Annotated in this window: 17 protein-coding genes and 1 pseudogene; 2 read left to right on the top strand and 16 right to left on the bottom strand. The window is 62.8% G+C overall.

Features of this window, described 5'->3' with window-relative positions:
- The first annotated feature begins 4 nt into the window (after positions 1 to 4).
- The gene (gene dgcN, locus L598_RS08295; RefSeq protein WP_144861509.1) at positions 5 to 1000 is read left to right on the top strand and encodes an N-acetyltransferase DgcN; all 996 of its coding nucleotides are present in this window, start codon (positions 5 to 7) and stop codon (positions 998 to 1000) included.
- A gap of 212 nt (positions 1001 to 1212) precedes the next feature.
- Here dgcN and L598_RS08290 read toward each other — a convergent pair whose 3' ends face one another.
- On the bottom strand, positions 1213 to 2196 hold the full coding sequence (locus tag L598_RS08290) for a hypothetical protein (protein ID WP_246658679.1): 984 nt from the start codon (positions 2194 to 2196) through the stop codon (positions 1213 to 1215).
- A gap of 232 nt (positions 2197 to 2428) precedes the next feature.
- Positions 2429 to 4000, bottom strand: a pseudogene (locus tag L598_RS21595) (PQQ-binding-like beta-propeller repeat protein); the annotation flags it as partial.
- A gap of 321 nt (positions 4001 to 4321) precedes the next feature.
- Between L598_RS21595 and L598_RS08275 the strand changes: the two are divergent.
- The gene (locus tag L598_RS08275) at positions 4322 to 5158 is read left to right on the top strand and encodes a sugar phosphate isomerase/epimerase family protein (RefSeq protein WP_144861507.1); all 837 of its coding nucleotides are present in this window, start codon (positions 4322 to 4324) and stop codon (positions 5156 to 5158) included.
- Positions 5159 to 5217: 59 nt separating this feature from the next.
- Here L598_RS08275 and L598_RS08270 read toward each other — a convergent pair whose 3' ends face one another.
- The 14 genes from L598_RS08270 to L598_RS08205 all read right to left on the bottom strand — a co-directional run bounded on the left by L598_RS08270 (position 5218) and on the right by L598_RS08205 (position 16846).
- Entirely contained in the window at positions 5218 to 6957 is a 1740-nt protein-coding gene (locus L598_RS08270; protein WP_144861506.1) for an SLC13 family permease, read from the bottom strand.
- Between the two features lie 136 nt (positions 6958 to 7093).
- On the bottom strand, positions 7094 to 8209 hold the full coding sequence (locus L598_RS08265; RefSeq protein WP_144861505.1) for a sulfate/molybdate ABC transporter ATP-binding protein: 1116 nt from the start codon (positions 8207 to 8209) through the stop codon (positions 7094 to 7096).
- A gap of 11 nt (positions 8210 to 8220) precedes the next feature.
- Entirely contained in the window at positions 8221 to 9099 is an 879-nt protein-coding gene (gene cysW, locus L598_RS08260) for a sulfate ABC transporter permease subunit CysW (protein WP_144861504.1), read from the bottom strand.
- Positions 9083 to 9943 (bottom strand): sulfate ABC transporter permease subunit CysT, encoded by an 861-nt coding sequence (gene cysT / locus L598_RS08255; protein WP_144861503.1) that lies wholly within the window; start codon positions 9941 to 9943, stop codon positions 9083 to 9085. Before cysT ends, cysW begins: the two co-directional genes overlap by 17 nt.
- Positions 9944 to 9951: 8 nt before the next feature.
- A complete protein-coding gene (locus tag L598_RS08250) occupies positions 9952 to 10980 on the bottom strand; it encodes a sulfate ABC transporter substrate-binding protein (protein ID WP_144861502.1) in 1029 nt (342 codons plus the stop codon).
- Positions 10981 to 11079: 99 nt separating this feature from the next.
- Positions 11080 to 11526: an Rrf2 family transcriptional regulator gene (locus tag L598_RS08245; protein WP_144861501.1), complete on the bottom strand. Its 447-nt coding sequence runs from the start codon at positions 11524 to 11526 to the stop codon at positions 11080 to 11082.
- 139 nt (positions 11527 to 11665) lie between these two features.
- Complete coding sequence (ureG, locus tag L598_RS08240; RefSeq protein WP_144861500.1) at positions 11666 to 12283, bottom strand: urease accessory protein UreG; 618 nt, start codon at positions 12281 to 12283, stop codon at positions 11666 to 11668.
- Positions 12280 to 12951 carry an urease accessory protein UreF gene (locus L598_RS08235; protein WP_348642743.1) on the bottom strand — a complete coding sequence of 224 codons (672 nt, stop codon included), beginning with the start codon at positions 12949 to 12951 and terminating at the stop codon, positions 12280 to 12282. Before L598_RS08235 ends, ureG begins: the two co-directional genes overlap by 4 nt.
- Positions 12938 to 13411, bottom strand: a complete 474-nt coding sequence (locus L598_RS08230) for an urease accessory protein UreE (protein ID WP_144861499.1) — start codon at positions 13409 to 13411, stop codon at positions 12938 to 12940. Before L598_RS08230 ends, L598_RS08235 begins: the two co-directional genes overlap by 14 nt.
- Before the next feature lie 11 nt (positions 13412 to 13422).
- Entirely contained in the window at positions 13423 to 15135 is a 1713-nt protein-coding gene (ureC, locus tag L598_RS08225) for an urease subunit alpha (RefSeq protein WP_144861498.1), read from the bottom strand.
- Complete coding sequence (locus tag L598_RS08220; RefSeq protein ID WP_144861554.1) at positions 15135 to 15440, bottom strand: urease subunit beta; 306 nt, start codon at positions 15438 to 15440, stop codon at positions 15135 to 15137. The genes ureC and L598_RS08220 overlap by 1 nt, the downstream gene beginning before the upstream one ends.
- Positions 15441 to 15442: 2 nt before the next feature.
- Positions 15443 to 16030 carry a HupE/UreJ family protein gene (locus L598_RS08215; protein WP_144861497.1) on the bottom strand — a complete coding sequence of 196 codons (588 nt, stop codon included), beginning with the start codon at positions 16028 to 16030 and terminating at the stop codon, positions 15443 to 15445.
- A gap of 29 nt (positions 16031 to 16059) precedes the next feature.
- Positions 16060 to 16362 (bottom strand): urease subunit gamma, encoded by a 303-nt coding sequence (locus tag L598_RS08210; protein ID WP_144861496.1) that lies wholly within the window; start codon positions 16360 to 16362, stop codon positions 16060 to 16062.
- 7 nt (positions 16363 to 16369) lie between these two features.
- Complete coding sequence (locus L598_RS08205; RefSeq protein ID WP_281407380.1) at positions 16370 to 16846, bottom strand: urease accessory protein UreD; 477 nt, start codon at positions 16844 to 16846, stop codon at positions 16370 to 16372.
- Positions 16847 to 16881 lie beyond the last annotated feature (35 nt).

Raw genomic sequence — 16881 nt, 5'->3', positions numbered from 1 at the left:
AACCATGCTGAAGACGCCCTATCTGCTTTTCCTCGGCGACGCGCCGGACCAATTGGCGGCCAAGACCGCACAAGGCATCAAGGACTGGCGCCCCGAATTCGCGATTGGCCAGTTACGCCTGGAAGGATGCAAGGCCGATCTTCAATTGCCCGATATGAGCATCGAGCAGGCGGTTGCCGCCGGCGCGCGGACATTGGTGATCGGCGCCGCAAACCGGGGCGGCGTGATGTCGGACGCGTGGAATGCGGTCCTCATCGAAGCAATAAGGGCCGGCATGGATATCGCCTCCGGCCTGCATGACCTGCTCGGCAGCAAGCCGGAGCTAGTCACCGCCGCGAAGGAAGCCGGCACTCGGCTGATCGACGTCCGCCTGCCGCAGATCCGCTATCCCATCGCCAACGGCAAGCGCCGGGCGGGCAAGCGCTGCCTGGCCGTCGGCACGGACTGCTCGGTCGGCAAGATGTACACGGCCCTTGCCATGGAGAAGTCCATGCATGCCAGGGGCATGAAGGCGACATTCCGCGCCACCGGCCAGACGGGCATTCTGATCACCGGCAACGGTGTGCCGCTCGACGCCGTGGTGGCGGATTTCATGGCAGGCTCGGTCGAATGGTTGACGCCGGACAATGATGCGGATCACTGGGACCTCATCGAGGGGCAGGGCAGCCTTTTCCATCCATCCTATTCCGGCGTCACGCTGGCGCTGATCCATGGCGGCCAGCCGGACGCCCTGGTCCTCTGCCATGAGCCGACGCGTACGCATATGCGCGGCCTGCCGCACTATGGCCTGCCGACTCTTGAGGAATTGCGCGACCTTGCTCTCGCCACCGCTCGCATCGTCAATCCGGATGTCGTCGTCACCGGCATTTCCGTCAACACTTCCGGCCTCGATCCCCAGGCGGCAAAAGCCTGTCTCGAGGAGATCGAAAGGCGGATGGGACTGCCGACCGTCGACCCATTCCGTGATGGCGCGGACCGGCTGGTAGAGGCGCTGCGCTAGCTTCCTTCACGAATCCGGACGAAAACGCTGCCCTGGTCAAGGGCGGCTTTTTCCCCCTTGTCTTTGGCAAACCGTAACCTGCGGGATTACGATCAGCCGACCATGGCGGATGTCGGGGTCCGATTTCGAAAGACTGGCGCAGGACATCCGCGCGGATCGTTGGATATCGAACGGTGCGGAGCACCGGCACCCGTGTTCCGCACCCTCCTTCCTCAGTTGCCGGCCTGCCCCTTGGGAAGCGCATAGGCGACGATATAGTCGCCCCGGTCGAGGGACTGGCGCGCGCCTCCGGCGGAAACGACGATGAACTGCCGGCCGCTTTCCGGCGAGATATAGGTCATCGGCGTGCCTTGAGCGCCCACCGGCAGGCGGTGCTTCCACAATTCCTGGCCCGTCGCGAGATCGAGCGCGCGAATATTGTAGTCGAGAGTGCCGGCATAGAAGATCAGCCCGGAGGAGGTCGAGATCGGGCCACCCACCGTCGGCATTCCGACCGGGATCGGCAGATGCATCTTGATGCCGAGCGGGCCGGTATCCTCGACGGTGCCCATCGGCACCTGCCAGGCGATCTCCTTCGTCTTCAGGTCGATTGCCGTCAGCGTGCCGTAGGGCGGATTCTGGCAAGGGATTCCGAGCGGCGACATGAAGGTGACCTTGGCCGCTCCGTAAGGAGTTCCATACTGTGCCGACAACCCGGCATGGGAATCCTTGGCGTCCGCCTGGTCGGCCTCTTCGCGCGGCACGAGCTGCACGCGATGCGGCGAGCGCGTGTCGTTGACGATCAGATAGCCTGAGGATTCATGTACGGAAACGCTGCCCCAGTTCATGCCGCCGTAAAAACCGGGCCACTGCAGGATCGGCTCAGTTCCGGGCGGCGTGAACTCGCCCTCGTAGCGCAGCTTGCGGAACTCGATGCGGCAATAGAGCTGGTCGAAGGGCGTGGCGCCCCACATGGAAGCTTCCGTGAGCGGCTCGACCCCGATTGCCGGCATGCCAACGGAATATGGCTGGGTCGGCGCGGTCCAGTCGCCCTCGACAGCTCCTTGCGGCACCTCCCGCTCAACCACCTCCGTGAGCGGCTCGCCGGTGCGGCGGTCGAGGACGAATATCTGGCCGCGCTTGGTGACCTGTATCAGTGCCGGGACAATTCCGCCCTTGCCGTCTGGCACATCGTAGAGCGCGGGCTGCGCGGGCACGTCATAGTCCCAGATATCGTGATGGACTGTCTGGAACTTCCAGCGCTCGCGCCCCGTCGAAATGTCGAGAGCGACGATCGAGGAGGAATATTCCTCCGACGCCTGGGACCGGTGACCGCCGAAGAAATCCGGTGTCGAATTGCCTGTCGGCAGATAGATGAGATTCAGATCCGGATCGAAGGCCGGCGTGGACCAGACATTCGGCGTGCCGCGCGTATATGTCTCGCCTTNGGCGGTCGAGGACGAATATCTGGCCGCGCTTGGTGACCTGTATCAGTGCCGGGACAATTCCGCCCTTGCCGTCTGGCACATCGTAGAGCGCGGGCTGCGCGGGCACGTCATAGTCCCAGATATCGTGATGGACTGTCTGGAACTTCCAGCGCTCGCGCCCCGTCGAAATGTCGAGAGCGACGATCGAGGAGGAATATTCCTCCGACGCCTGGGACCGGTGACCGCCGAAGAAATCCGGTGTCGAATTGCCTGTCGGCAGATAGATGAGATTCAGATCCGGATCGAAGGCCGGCGTGGACCAGACATTCGGCGTGCCGCGCGTATATGTCTCGCCTTCGGGCGGCAGCTTCGTGATGGACGGGTTACCAAGATCCCAGGCCCAGATAAGCTCGCCCGTTTCGGCGCTGAAGGCGCGCACGACGCCTGACGGCTCGCCTACCATGACATTGTCGACAACCCAGCCGCCGATGATGATCATGCCGTTGACGACCGTCGGGGCGGAGGTCTGGAAGTAAAACCCTTCTTTCACCTCTCCCATGCCGACCTTGAGATCCACGGTGCCATTCTCGCCGAAGGAGGGACAGGGCAGGCCGGTCTCCGCGTCGAGTTCGATCAGCCGCGCGTCGATCGTCGAAAGAACGATCCGGCGGGTGCAGACGGCTTCAGCATCAGCCGTTTGTATAGATTGGGGCGCAGCCGGCGCATCGGGCTCTTCCGGCACAGTGGTCAGCGGTGCGTCAGGGGCTGCCGGCTCGGCTGGTGCGGGCTCGGGAGCTGCGGCCGCGGCGGGCCCGCCCGTCGATTCGTAATAGCCGACGCCGCGGCAACGTTGCCAGAAGGGCGATGAAGCTTCGGGGTCGAACCGCCAGCGCTGCTCGCCCGTTTCGGCATCAAGCGCATAGACGATGTTGGTGACGGTGCAGACATAGACGGTATCGCCGATCTGGATCGGTGTATTCTGGTCTTCCGCCCCGCTGCCGGTCGGGCTGAGCGGCACGTCGCCTGTGCGGAATGTCCATGCGACCTCGAGCTGGTCGACATTTTCCTTCGTGATCTGGTCGAAGGGCGCGTAGCGCGTGCCGGCCGGCGTGCGGCCATAGAAAATCCAATCGGCCGGTTCGACACGAGCCGGAGAGGCAACCTCGCCCGGTTCCGCATCGGCCGCGATGATCGGGCTGGGATAGAAGGCGTGATAGGTTGTCGCCGCAAGGGCTGCAACAACCAGTAACGCAAGCAGACAGGATGGGGCCCGACCAAGCGTGCGGCCGCGGGTGAGCGCCGGAGCGGCAAGGAATACGAGAACCGCCAGCACACCGGGAGCGAACAGGCGCGAGACCAGCGGCCAGAACTGCAGCCCGACTTCCCACAAGGCCCAGGCAACCGTGGCGAGAAGCACGAGGATGAACAGCCAGAGGCCGAGCGGGCGCCGTAGGCCGATCAGAGCGCCGGAGATGACGAGGCCGAGGCCCGCCGGCGCGAAATACCACGATCCGCCGAGCGTGATCAGACGAATGCCGCCGCCAAGCAGAACGGCGCCGCCGAGAATTATCAGCAGGGCCAGAGCGATGAGCAGCCAGGATGAGAGGCGGGATTGTCCCTTGTCGCGCGCCACGTCCAGTACCCTCCTTCGGAAAGATCAATGATGCCGGCAGACCGGTCGAATCGGCAAAATCAAGAATCGTAAGGAGCTATATGCCTTATTTTCCAGGGCTGGAAGTACCTTCGCGTAATGTGGCTTACACATTTTCCGGATGCGGCGGCCGGGACGATCCTTCACCAATCGTGGCGAGAGGATGGGTGCATTGCCGCTGAGCCGTGCCGATCGACACTCCGCTTTGTCCGCTCCGTCCAATCGGTTATGAAACAGCCTCCTAGAAAAGCAAGGTGGGACGGGATGGCCATCGCGATCAATCTCTGCAGCGAAGTGGTCCGGGAGCTGGATTTCCGCAGCCAGTGCCGGTTCGCGCGCGCTGTCGGCTATGACGGGCTGGAGGTGGCGCCATTCACACTTGGCAATGCGCCGCACGAACTCGGTCCAACGACGATCCGGGAGTTCCGCTCGATCGCCGATGGCGAAGGCATGACGATCGCCGGGCTGCACTGGCTGCTCGCCTCGCCGGACGGGCTGTCGATCACGAGCGCGGATGAGGCGATCCACCGCAAGACAGTCGAGGTCGGCCGCAGGCTGGTTGCCCTCTGCGCGGAACTCGGCGGCAGCTACCTTGTGCATGGCTCGCCGGCACAGCGGCAGCTCGAGCCGGCCCGCGAGGCGGAAGGACGGCAGCAGGGCATTGCCTATTTCACCGCCATGGCGGATGCAGCCGAAACAGCGGGGGTGACCTATTTCATCGAGCCGCTGGCACGCACCGACACTGCCTTCGTCAACACGGTCGACGAGGCGGCTGAAGTCATGACAGCGATCGGCTCCCCGGCTCTTGGCACCATGATCGACTGCTATGCGGCAGCAAGCAACGGCGAGGACGTCGCAGCATTGCTGCGCCGCTGGCTACCGCAGGAGACAGTTGGGCATGTGCATTTCAACGATCCCAACCGGCGCGGCCCCGGCGAGGGAGAACTTGCTTTCGGCCCCATCATCGATGTGCTGCAGGAATTCGGCTATCGCGGAGCGATCGGCATAGAACCTTTCGTCTATGAACCCGATGGTTTGGCTTGCGCTGCGCGCGCCATCGGTTATGTGCGGGGGCTGATGGAGATCCGCCAGCGCGGCTGATGACCATGGGGAACATGCGGGCAATGCGGAATCGGACAGGAAGAAGCATTCCCTTGGCCTTACAGCCACGCCGCCATCACGGCCGCGATCGCGGCAAGGACCGCAACGATCGTGATCGGGAAGCCCGCCTTCAGAAAGTCAATGAAACTGTAATTGCCGACGCTCATGACGATCGTATTGTTGTGATGCCCGAAGGGCGTCAGGAAATCGATCGATATCCCCAGCGCGAGAGCGATCAGGAAAAGCTCCGGGGGAAGCGAAGCCGAGCGGGCGATCTCGATGGCAATCGGCGCCAGGACGACGGCTGTCGAGGCATTGTTGGCGAAGGGCGTGATGATCAGCGCCAGTACGAGCACCATTGCTATCAGGGAGACCGGCTCGTGCGAGGGGACGGCGGCAAGCAGGCTTTCGGCCATGACCTGCGCCGCGCCCGTCGTGTCCATTGCGAGTCCGAGCGGGATCATGGCCGCGAGCATGATCAGGATCGGCCAGTTCAGCTCGGCAAGTCCGGTGCGCAGATTGAGCCGGCCCGTCGCCGCCAGCACGAGCACCACAAGACCGAAGGCGATTTCCGGCGGAATAGCCCCTAAAGCGGTAAGGCCGATGCCGCCGGCAAAAACCGCCAACGGAAAATAGGCCGGCGCAGCGGTTTCAAGCCGCCGGAGGGGCGACAGGAGCATCAGCCCCGCTTCTTCGAGTGCTTCGGCGATGGCATCCTTGTCGCCGGCCAGGAAAAGGATGTCTCCTATTCCCAATTGCAGATCGTTCAAGCGGCCCTCGATACGATGCGACTGCGAGGCGACCGCAACCACGCGAATATCCCGTGCGTGGAAAAGTTCCAGCGTGGCGATTCTCGAGCCGACCAGCGTGCTTTCCGGCATGATGACCGCTTCGGCGCGGTCCGCCCGTTCGAGCCGTGTCTGCGATGGCAGGGCCAGATCGCCCGCGGCGATGGCCCTTTCAAATGCGCCCAGGTCGAGTTCGAGCAGCAGGGTGTCGCCGGCCATCAGCTTGGTCGAACGTCTTTTCAGAAAAAGATGCTTGCCGTCCCGTATGGCCGCATGAAGCATCCCGCCGGTGAGATTCGGAACATCGGCAATCGCCGCGCCCGCAATGCGCGATTCCGCCGGAATGAGTGCTTCGGCAACGACGCGTCCCGAAGCAGGTTCCTCACCCGCTTCGGTTTTGCGGCCTGAAGCGAAGATCAGGGGAATCCAGGCCACGATAGCCAGAATCGAGATAATGGCCACCGGCACGCCGGCATAGGCGAAATCGAAGAAGGCGAAACCCCTCCCCGTCTCGGCCTGCAAGGCCTGGCTGACAAGCAGGTTCGCGGGCGTGCCGATCAACGAGCACAGGCCGCCGAGCAGTGCGGCGAACGAGACCGGCATCAGCGCCGATCGCGGCTTCATGCCGGTCATGCGGCAGGTGCTGAGTACGACCGGCAGCATCAGCGCCAATGCGCCGATATTGTTCATGAAAACAGAAAGGGCCCCGGTGAGGCCGCATAGCACGAGCAAAACACCGCGATCGCCGCGCACGCCGGACGAAATTCTTGCCGCGACGCGGTCGAGCAGGTTGGCGCGGCCGAGAACCTGCACGATGAGCAGGATTTCGATGACGGTCACAACGGCCGGATTGGCGAAACCGGAAAAGACCTCCGACATCGGCACCAGCCCGAAGACAAGTCCGGCCGCCAGTCCCGTCAGTGCCACCAGTTCGATGCGGAATCGGTCCAGCGCGAATATGACGAGCATGCACACAAGCAGGATGACGATCAGAGCCTGATCAAAAGTCATCAGCCTTCCCTCTGCGGATCGCCTTCCCAGCCGGCAACGGGCAGCCGTTCATCTTCAATCGGAAGGACAGGCCAAGCGCAACGGAAATTTCGATGCGAAGACAGGCAACCCGCAAATTCGCGTGAATAGGCTCTTTTCAAAACTCCGCGGGAGCCAGCTCGCGTTGTAGAGGCTGGGAGCGGGAAACCGACATCTTCTCCTCCGGCCTGCCTTCACCCATCGGGAACAGTTTCCAGCGCGTCGGCCGGAAAGCGATACGGCTCTTCTGTGCCGCCGGATGGTCAATGGGCAGCTCCACTTCCACGCGTTCCCGGGCGCCGCCGACCTCCAGCTCGACGCGGCGCGTACCGGCCACGCGGCGGCTTGCCGCGACGGTTCCCGCAATGCAGCCGCCGCAGCCGTCCAGAAGCTCTATGTCATGCGGCCGGTAATAAAGCAGCGCCTTGCCATCCGGCACGTCAGTCGCCGTCAATCCGATCGGGCGGTCGGCGATCAGCACCTGGCCGCCCTCGACCGTCACGGGAAGCGAGCTGGATTCACCAATGAAGCCATAGACGAAGGGTGAGCCGGGGGCATCATAGACTTCATCTGCCGTGCCGATCTGCTCGATCCTGCCTTTGTTCATCACCACGACGCGGTCGGCCAGTTCCAGAGCCTCTTCCTGATCATGCGTGACGAAAACGGTGGTGTGACCGGTGGTGTCGTGGATAGCTCGAAGCCAGCGCCGCAGGTCGCGGCGCACCTGTGCATCCAGCGCGCCGAACGGTTCGTCAAGGAGCAGCACTTTCGGCTCGATCGCCATTGCCCTGGCAAGCGCGACGCGCTGACGCTGGCCGCCGGAAAGCTGGGCGGGATAACGCTTTTCGAGCCCCGAGAGCTGGACAAGATCAAGCAACTCGAGCGCTCTTTCCCGAATGGCCTGACGTGAGGGCCGCGTCGCACTGGGGCGCACCTTGAGGCCGAAAGAGACATTTTCCAGCACCGTCATGTGACGGAACAAGGCGTAATGCTGGAAGACAAAACCGACATTGCGCTCCTGGACCGTCTTGCGCGAGGCATCCTCGTCACCGAAGAAGATAGCCCCTTCGGTGGGCGTCTCAAGGCCCGCGATCAGCCGCAGGAGCGTCGTCTTGCCGGAACCGGAGGGCCCGAGAAGGGCGATGAGTTCGCCGGACCGGATGCCGAGGGAAACGTCGTCGAGCGCCGGGAAGCGGTCGAATTCCTTGCGCAGGTTCTTCACCTGAACTTCCATTGCGATCTTCCTTAATGTCCGTTGGAGGCGGCAATCGCGTCGCCGAAGCGGTATTCCAGGATGGATTTCAGCACGAGCGTCACAAGCGCCAGCAACGCCAGAAGCGAGGCCACGGCGAAGGCCGCCACGAAATTATATTCGTTGTAGAGGATCTCGACCTGCAGCGGCATCGTATTTGTGAGCCCCCGGACATGGCCGGAGACCACCGAGACGGCGCCGAACTCGCCCATGGCGCGCGCATTGCAGAGCAGGACACCATAAAGCAGGCCCCATTTGATGTTGGGCAGGGTCACGCGCCAGAAAGTCTGCCAGCCGCTCGCGCCGAGCGAAAGCGCGGCCTCCTCGTCGCCCGTCCCCTGCTCCTGCATGAGCGGGATCAGCTCTCGCGCCACGAAGGGGAAGGTGACGAAAATGGTGGCGAGAACGATGCCGGGCACCGCGAACAGTATCTCTATTCCATAAGATTTCAGCCACGGTCCAAGCACGCTGTTGGCGCCGAAGAGAAGCACATAGACAAGGCCTGAGATCACCGGCGAGACCGAGAAGGGAAGGTCGATCAGCGTGGTCAGGAAGGCCTTGCCCTTGAATTCGAATTTGGCGATCGCCCATGCCGCGCACACGCCGAAGACCAGGTTAAGCGGCACGGCAATGGCCGCCACCGTCAGCGTCAGCCTGATGGCTGCCAGGGTTTCCGGCTCGGCCAGGGCAGCAAGATAAGTGCCGGTCCCTCTGCGGAAAGCCTCGATGAAGACGGCGACCAGCGGCAGGAACAGGAAGAGCGCCAGGAAGGCCATGGCCACGGCGACAAGCAGCAGGCGCGCACCTCTGGTTTCGGTGACCGCGCTTACCGCTGGGCTACGGCCGAGGACATGGTCAAGAGCCATAGCCATACCTCCTGCGGCTCCAGGCCTGTATGAGGTTGATGACGAGCAGCATTGCGAAGGAGATCGCCAGCATGACGGCCGCGATTGCAGTGGCGGCAGCGTAATCGAATTCCTCCAGCCGGATGACGATCAGCAGCGGCGCGATTTCCGACACGTAAGGAATATTGCCAGCGATGAAGATGACGGAGCCGTATTCGCCGACGGCACGGGCGAAGGCGAGCGCGAAGCCCGTGAAGATGGCGGGCGCGAGACTGGGCAGGATGACGCGCGATACGGTCTGCAACCGGTGAGCGCCCAACGTGGCCGCTGCCTCCTCCACCTCCCTGTCGATCTCCTCCATGACCGGCTGGACGGTGCGCACCACGAAAGGCAGACCGATGAAGATCAGCGCGATGACGATGCCCAGCGGGGTGAAGGCTACCTTGATGTCCAAGGGAGCCAGCAGACTACCGATCCATCCGTTGGGCGAGTAGATCGCCGTGAGCGCGATGCCGGCAACCGCGGTCGGCAGCGCGAAAGGCAGGTCGACCACAGCGTCGACGATCCGGCGGCCAGGAAAGCTGTAACGCACCAGTACCCAGGCGACGAGCACGCCGAAGGCGACATTGACCAGGGCCGCGATCAGCGAGGCGCCGAAGCTGATCTTCAGCGCCTGCAGCGTGCGTTCGTCGGTGGCGATGGTCCAAAAATCAGCCCAGCCAAGGGATGCCGAGCGCCACACGACACCGGAGAGCGGTATCAGGATGATCAGAGTCAGGTAGGCAATCGTGAAACCGAGCGTCAGCCCGAAACCGGGAATGACGCTCGGTCTTCTGAAATGCCACCCCGTCTCAGCGGTGGTGGTCGTCATGATGTTCCTCAGTTGCGACCGGCTGGCTTGTAGATCTGGTCGAAGATGCCACCGTCACCGAAGAAGCGCGGCTGCGCCTCCTTCCAGCCGCCGAAATCGTCGATCGTCGCCAGCTTGAGATCGGGGAAGCGTTTCATGTCTTCCGGATCCGCCTTTTCGGGATTGGCCGGACGGTAGAAATGCTTAGCCGCCAATTGCTGGCCCACATCGGAATAAAGATATTCCAGATAGGCCTCCGCCGCCTTGCGCGTGCCCTTGGCATCGACATTGCCGTCGACAAGGGCAACCGGCGGCTCGGCCTTGATCGAGAGCGACGGAACGACGATCTCGAACTGATCGGGTCCGAGTTCCTCCAGCGACAGGAATGCCTCGTTCTCCCATGCCAGCAGCACGTCGCCTATGCCGCGCTGCACGAATGTGGTGGTCGATCCGCGCGCGCCGGTGTCGAGCACCGGAACCTGGCTGTAGAGTTGGGCGACATATTCAAGTGCCTTGTCCTCGTCTCCTCCATATTCATCGAGAGCCCAGGCCCAGGCGGCGAGGAAGTTCCAGCGTGCGCCGCCGGATGTCTTGGGGTTGGGTGTGATGACTTCCACGCCCTCCTGCACCAGGTCGCCCCAGTCCTTGAGGTTCTTCGGGTTGTCCTTGCGCACGAGAAACACGATGGTGGAGGTATAGGGCGCGCTGTTGTTCGGAAGCAGGCTGCGCCAGTTTTCGGGGATCTTTCCCGTATTCTCCACAATTGCATTGATATCCGCCTCCAGGGCAAGCGTGACGACATCGGCCTCCAGTCCGTCGATCACGGCGCGGGCCTGCTTTCCCGATCCGCCATGCGAGGTCTGGATGGTCACCGTCTCGCCCGTCTCCTCCTTCCACTTTGCGGCAAAGGCGGTGTTGAACTCCTTGTAGAGCTCGCGGGTGGGGTCATAGGACACGTTGAGAAGGGTCGTATCGGCAAAGGCAACGCCGAGCGCGCCGAATTGGACGGAACCGGCTACAAGCATTCCGAGCAGTCGCGAGTAACGAGAATGGGTCATGTCTGCCTCCTGCGAAACTGGAATAACTCTATCGGAAAGATAGAGTTTAAATGCGCAAAAACATTCTAATTTATATAAGTTATTGGAAATCTATGACGATTATGCCGTAATCGAAGAAACCATTTTCTCTACGGTTGCATCGAGGCAATCGGCCAAAGTCGTCCTGTCGAGAATGTCCCGGGTCGCCTCCGCCACTTTCGCGAACACCCTGCGGACTTCGCAACCTTCCTCGCTGACGCAATCCACGCAGCGACGATAGGCGATCCGGCTGAGACAGGGCAGCGGCGCGACCGGACCGTCTATGATGCGCAGAATCTCGCCGAAAGTGATCTGTTCCGGCTTCTTCAATAGCAGGTAACCGCCTGCCTTGCCGCGCCTGCTGATAACGATCCCCTGATGTTTGAGGTCGAGAAGGATCTGCTCGAGGAATTTCTTCGGGATACGCTGGACTTCGGCTATCTCGGAAATCATCTGGACGCTGTCCGGCTCGCTCTTGGCAAGCACGATCAGCGCTTTCAGAGCATATTTTGCCTTTTGTGAGATCATTTTCGTTGCCTTGGCACCGATCCGGCACGGTACGGCGCAATTGTCTACTCGTGAAGTCGTGTATAGGAAAACAGCCAGCGCCGCAAGGAAGCGGCCGCCGCCGGATTAGAGTGAAATGAACAGATGGGATCGTCTCGCTCTAACCGGCCAAGCCGCCATTTACCTCCAGAAAAGACACGATCTCCGGAACTCCGTGACGGCGGCGCAGGTCGGTGAAGATGAAGGGGGCTTCGCCTCTTTGCCGCCGCGCATCGGCTCTCATGATGTCGAGGTCGGCGCCGACGAAGGGGGCGAGGTCCATCTTGTTGATGACGAGCAGGTCGGATCGGGTGATGCCGGGACCGCCCTTGCGTGGAATCTTCTCCCCGGCCGCAACATCGATGACATAAATCGTCAGGTCGGCAAGATCCGGCGAAAAGGTCGCCGCGAGATTGTCTCCGCCGGATTCGATGAACACCACGTCGAGATCGGGAAAGCGTCGTCGCATGTCGGCGATTGCGGCGAGATTGATCGAGGCATCCTCGCGGATCGCCGTATGCGGACAACCGCCGGTCTCCACGCCGATTATGCGTTCCTCGGGGAGCGCCTGGAGCCGGTTCAAGATCAGCGCGTCTTCCTTGGTGAAGATATCGTTGGTGACAACGGCGACCGAATAGCGGTCGCGCATCGCCTTGCAAAGCATCTCGGTGAGCGTGGTCTTGCCGGCTCCCACCGGCCCGCCGATCCCCACACGCAACGGCCCGTTCGGTGAACTCATGATCGGAATACCCTGGAATATTGAACTTCGTGCCGCATCGCCATGACATCGGACAGGAATGTGGAGGAACCGAGATCGTCCAGAGTGGAACGGCAGGCGCGGGCAGCCGTCTCCCGGATCGTGACCTCGAGCGATGCCACGGCTTTCACCCCGTCGCGCTGCCCCAGCGGAACGAGACGGATCGCAGCCTGGACGAGATTGGAGGCAAAAGCGTGGAGATAGGCGGCAAGGACCTCATGAAGATCGATGGCGTGACTGGCAGCCGCCTGTCCGACCGCGACGGGATAGGCCATTCCCGTCTCCTGCGGCCGGGACTTGTCCGACCAGGCTGAGATACCTGCAACAAAGGCCTCCCCCTGCAGCATGGTTTCCATCTGCCGTTCGCGCGAGCCGGCCATGGCCTCCGCGAGCTCAGCTGCTTCCATGCAGCTTCGTGCGGCGGCGGTCTCGCGCCAGGCCTGCGCCAGCAGCACCGAGTCGTTCCAGGCCGAGCCATGTTCGATCAGCGCGCGAAGCCATGCAACAAGCGTGTCGCGGTCGCGTACCAGCCCCTCCAGGATCGCCCGTTCCAGCCCGTGGCTGTAGGAGAACGAGCCCACCGGAAAGGCCGGCGAGAGCCATGTCATCAGCCGAAGAAGCGCAGGAAGGGTCCCTTCAGTCATGGTCATGGCCGCCATGTCCATCATGCGCATGCCCGTGAGCATGATAGGCGCCATGCACGGGCTGGAATGGCTCTACCGCTTCCCGCACGGTCGCGCCAAGGCCTTCAAGCATGGTGCGGATGACATGATCGCGCCTGATCAGGATGCGCTCCGGCTCAATCTGTGCCTGAAAATGGCGATTGCCCAGATGCCAGGCTATCTCGGCAAGGTGCAGCGCATCGCGCGGAACGACCTCGTAAAGCTCCTCCTCTTCGGCAATGATCTCGACCAGCCTGCCGTCCTCCAGCACGAGGCGGTCGCCATGCGCAAGCATGACCGGTTCGGGGAGATCGACCAACACCTCCTCTCCGCCGCCCAGCCTGAGACGCTTGCGGCGCAGATGGCGTTTGTCCTGCGCCAGGAGAACGGTGTCGGAGGACGGCCGGGCATCCTCGCCGCGGCGGACATGGGATATGGCGCGATGCATGTCTTCTCGCTTCAGAACAGGAAATAGCGCTGCGCCATGGGCAGCACGGTTGCCGGCTCGCAGATCAGCAATTCGCCGTCAGCGCGCACCTCGTAGGTCTCGGGATCGACCTCGATATTCGGCATGGCATCGTTGAGCAGCATCGAGCTCTTGGAGATACCGCCGCGCGTGTTTTCCACGGCCAGCATCTCTTTTGCCACGCCAAGCTCCTCGCGCAGGCCGAGGTCGAGCGCGGCCTTGCTTGTGAAAGTAACGGAGGACGCCGCCGGTGATCGGCCGAAACCGCCGAACATTGGCCGGTAGTGAACCGGCTGCGGCGTCGGGATCGACGCATTCGGATCGCCCATGGGGGCGGCGGCGATCGTGCCGCCGATCAGAACCATGTCCGGTTTCACGCCGAAGAAGGCCGGATTCCAGAGCACGAGATCAGCACGCTTGCCGACCTCGACCGAGCCGATATGGGCCGAAATGCCATGCGCGATGGCCGGATTGATCGTGTATTTGGCGATATAGCGGCGGACACGGAAATTGTCGTTGTCACCCGTTTCCTCGGGCAGGCGACCGCGCTGGACTTTCATCTTATGCGCGGTCTGCCAGGTGCGGATGAGGACCTCGCCGACGCGGCCCATGGCCTGGCTGTCGGAGGAGATGATGGAGAAGGCGCCGATGTCGTGCAGGATGTCTTCCGCCGCGATCGTCTCCTTGCGGATGCGGCTTTCGGCGAAGGCAATATCCTCCGGTATGGAAGGCGACAGGTGATGGCAGACCATCAGCATGTCGAGATGCTCGGCGATCGTATTCTGCGTGTATGGCCGGGTGGGATTCGTCGAGGAGGGTATGACGTTCGGCAGACCGCACACCTTGATGATGTCCGGCGCATGGCCGCCACCCGCGCCCTCGGTGTGGAAAGCGTGGATGGTGCGGCCCTTGAAGGCGGCGATCGTGTTCTCGACGAAGCCGCTCTCGTTCAGCGTGTCGGTATGGATCATCACCTGAATGTCGTAATCGTCCGCCACCGACAGACAGCAATCGATCGCGGCCGGAGTGGTGCCCCAGTCCTCGTGGAGCTTGAGCGCACAGGCCCCGCCTTCGATCATTTCCACCAGGGCCTCTGGGCGCGAAGCGTTCCCCTTGCCGGAAAGGCCGAGATTCATGGGGAACGCGTCGAAAGACTGGATCATGCGTCCGAGATGCCAGGGGCCGGGAGTGCAGGTCGTGGCCAATGTTCCGTGAGCCGGACCGGTGCCGCCGCCAAGCATGGTGGTGATGCCGGACATCAGCGCTTCCTCGATCTGCTGCGGGCAGATGAAGTGAATATGCGCATCCATTCCGCCGGCCGTGAGGATGCGGCCCTCGCCCGCGATCGCCTCGGTGCCCGGACCGATCACGATGTCGATGCCGGGCTGGGTGTCGGGATTGCCGGCTTTGCCGATCGCGACGATGCGCCCGTCCTTCAGGCCGACATCCGCCTTCACTATGCCCCAATGGTCGACGATCAGCGCATTCGTGATCACCGTGTCCACCGCGCCCTCGGCGCGCGGGACCTGGCTCTGGCCCATCCCGTCGCGGATCACCTTGCCGCCGCCGAATTTCACCTCTTCGCCATAGGTCGTGAAATCCTTCTCCACCTCGATGACGAGATCGGTATCGGCCAGACGGACGCGGTCGCCGACCGTCGGGCCATACATGTCGGCATAGGCCGTCCGGGAAATCCTTGCTGGCATCAGAGCTTTCCTGTCACTCGACCATTGAAGCCGAAAATCCGCCGCTGCCCGCCGAAAGGCACCAGCCGCACCTCACGCGCCTGCCCGGGCTCGAAGCGTATGGCCGTTCCGGCGGCGATATCGAGGCGCATGCCGCGCGCCGCGGCACGGTCGAAATCGAGCGCGTCGTTGGTTTCGAAAAAATGGTAGTGGGAGCCGACCTGCACGGGCCGGTCGCCGCGATTGGCGACCCGCAAGGTTATCGCCTCCGCGCCCTCATTAAGGACGATCTCACCGGCAGCGGGAATGATCTCACCGGGAATCATCGTCATGCCCCGATTGCCAGCCAGACGCCGGCGAGCGCAGTTGCCGCACCGGCAAGCCGTTTGATGATGTGCCCGGATGCGGCTCCCGTGCTTTTCCCGAGCCAGACCCCCAGGCCTATGCCCGCTGCGTGAAGCAGCGCCGTGGCGATAGCGAACCCCACACCGAAGGACAAGGCACCGGCCGCCCCCAACTCCCCGCCATGGGCGTGGCCGTGGAAGAAGGCGAAGAAACCCACCATCGCCATGCCTGCCCCAACCCGCACCCGCAGGGCAGTCGCCGCCAGCAGGCCTGTGACGATCACGGAGGCGAGGATGACCGGTTCGACGAAAGGCAGCGGCAGAGCCATCAGGGCCGCCGCAAAACCCACCGCCATGGTTGTGACGAACGCTGCCGGAACCAGCCACATGGCGCGGCCGCCGAGCATGGACGCCCACAGCCCGACCGCCACCATGGCAAGGATGTGGTCGGCGCCGAAAAGCGGGTGCGAAAAGCCGGCCGCGAAGGATCCATGCTGTCCGGGATCGAGATGGGCGAGAGCGGGGCTGCAGGTCGCGGCGATGATTCCCAGGGCAAATGCAATGCGCTTCATGGTTTTTCCGTTCAGGCTTTTCATCTGTGTTAACGAATGGGCTGATGGACGGTCACCAGCTTGACCCCGTCGGGAAAAGTGGCTTCGACCTGCACGTCATGGATCATTTCCGCCACGCCTTCCATCACCTGGTCGCGGGTCAGGACATGGGCGCCTTCTTCCATGAGCTCGGCAACGGAGCGACCGTCGCGTGCGCCTTCCACGACAAAGTCGCTTATCAGCGCGATCGCCTCGGGATGGTTCAGCTTGACGCCGCGCTCGAGCCTTCGCCGGGCGACCAGGGCGGCCATCGCTATAAGAAGCTTGTCTTTCTCTCGTGGGGTAAGGTTCATGCGAAGCTCAGATCTGCCAGACTTTCGGTAGGGCTCTTCCATCCAGAAGGATCGTCAGCGCCGGGATGAGTGAACGGCGAAGAGAAAGACTGTCAGCAGCGGCGATACGGGCAAGAAGCTTGCCGTCCCAGGCGCTTGCACCGCCGGCCTCGCCGATCGCCTCGCGTAGCGGTGCGAGCAGCCGGTCGCCTTCAGACGAAACAAGCAGAATGGTGGCCATTGCGCGCTTTCCGCCAAGCGTGGCCGGGTGCTGCGCCATCGCCGCAATCTCGCCGTCGAACCGCAGATCGTCGGCAAAAAGCAGTCGCCCGTCCCGGCGGATACGCCAGCGGTCGTGGATCAGCCCGGTCCTCACGGTTTCGCCCATGGCTTCGCGGCCGAACACTACCGCTTCCGCCGCGAGCAGTTCGGCGCCCTCCGCAAGGTCAGCTTCGAAGCGCCGTGACAGCCGGCCTGCATCGAAGAGGATCGTCTCCTGCGGCAGCCAGGCGAAAGCGAGCCTCCGGAAGGCTCAAAGCA

Origin of the sequence: Mesorhizobium sp. J18 (assembly GCF_007829525.1) — a bacterium.
In the GTDB taxonomy this organism is placed as follows: domain Bacteria; phylum Pseudomonadota; class Alphaproteobacteria; order Rhizobiales; family Rhizobiaceae; genus VLJP01.
The sequence above is the reverse complement of the archived record's forward strand: the minus strand, read 5'-3'. Positions and strand labels throughout refer to the sequence as shown.

Coding starts and splice junctions, on each gene's coding strand:
- dgcN (WP_144861509.1), top strand. CDS start 5: ATGCTGAAGACGCCCTATCTGCTTTTCCTCGGCGACGCGCCGGACCAA.
- L598_RS08275 (WP_144861507.1), top strand. CDS start 4,322: ATGGCCATCGCGATCAATCTCTGCAGCGAAGTGGTCCGGGAGCTGGAT.
- L598_RS08270 (WP_144861506.1), bottom strand. CDS start 6,957: ATGACTTTTGATCAGGCTCTGATCGTCATCCTGCTTGTGTGCATGCTC.
- L598_RS08265 (WP_144861505.1), bottom strand. CDS start 8,209: ATGGAAGTTCAGGTGAAGAACCTGCGCAAGGAATTCGACCGCTTCCCG.
- cysW (WP_144861504.1), bottom strand. CDS start 9,099: ATGGCTATGGCTCTTGACCATGTCCTCGGCCGTAGCCCAGCGGTAAGC.
- cysT (WP_144861503.1), bottom strand. CDS start 9,943: ATGACGACCACCACCGCTGAGACGGGGTGGCATTTCAGAAGACCGAGC.
- L598_RS08250 (WP_144861502.1), bottom strand. CDS start 10,980: ATGACCCATTCTCGTTACTCGCGACTGCTCGGAATGCTTGTAGCCGGT.
- L598_RS08245 (WP_144861501.1), bottom strand. CDS start 11,526: ATGATCTCACAAAAGGCAAAATATGCTCTGAAAGCGCTGATCGTGCTT.
- ureG (WP_144861500.1), bottom strand. CDS start 12,283: ATGAGTTCACCGAACGGGCCGTTGCGTGTGGGGATCGGCGGGCCGGTG.
- L598_RS08235 (WP_348642743.1), bottom strand. CDS start 12,951: ATGACCATGACTGAAGGGACCCTTCCTGCGCTTCTTCGGCTGATGACA.
- L598_RS08230 (WP_144861499.1), bottom strand. CDS start 13,411: ATGCATCGCGCCATATCCCATGTCCGCCGCGGCGAGGATGCCCGGCCG.
- ureC (WP_144861498.1), bottom strand. CDS start 15,135: ATGCCAGCAAGGATTTCCCGGACGGCCTATGCCGACATGTATGGCCCG.
- L598_RS08220 (WP_144861554.1), bottom strand. CDS start 15,440: ATGATTCCCGGTGAGATCATTCCCGCTGCCGGTGAGATCGTCCTTAAT.
- L598_RS08215 (WP_144861497.1), bottom strand. CDS start 16,030: ATGAAGCGCATTGCATTTGCCCTGGGAATCATCGCCGCGACCTGCAGC.
- L598_RS08210 (WP_144861496.1), bottom strand. CDS start 16,362: ATGAACCTTACCCCACGAGAGAAAGACAAGCTTCTTATAGCGATGGCC.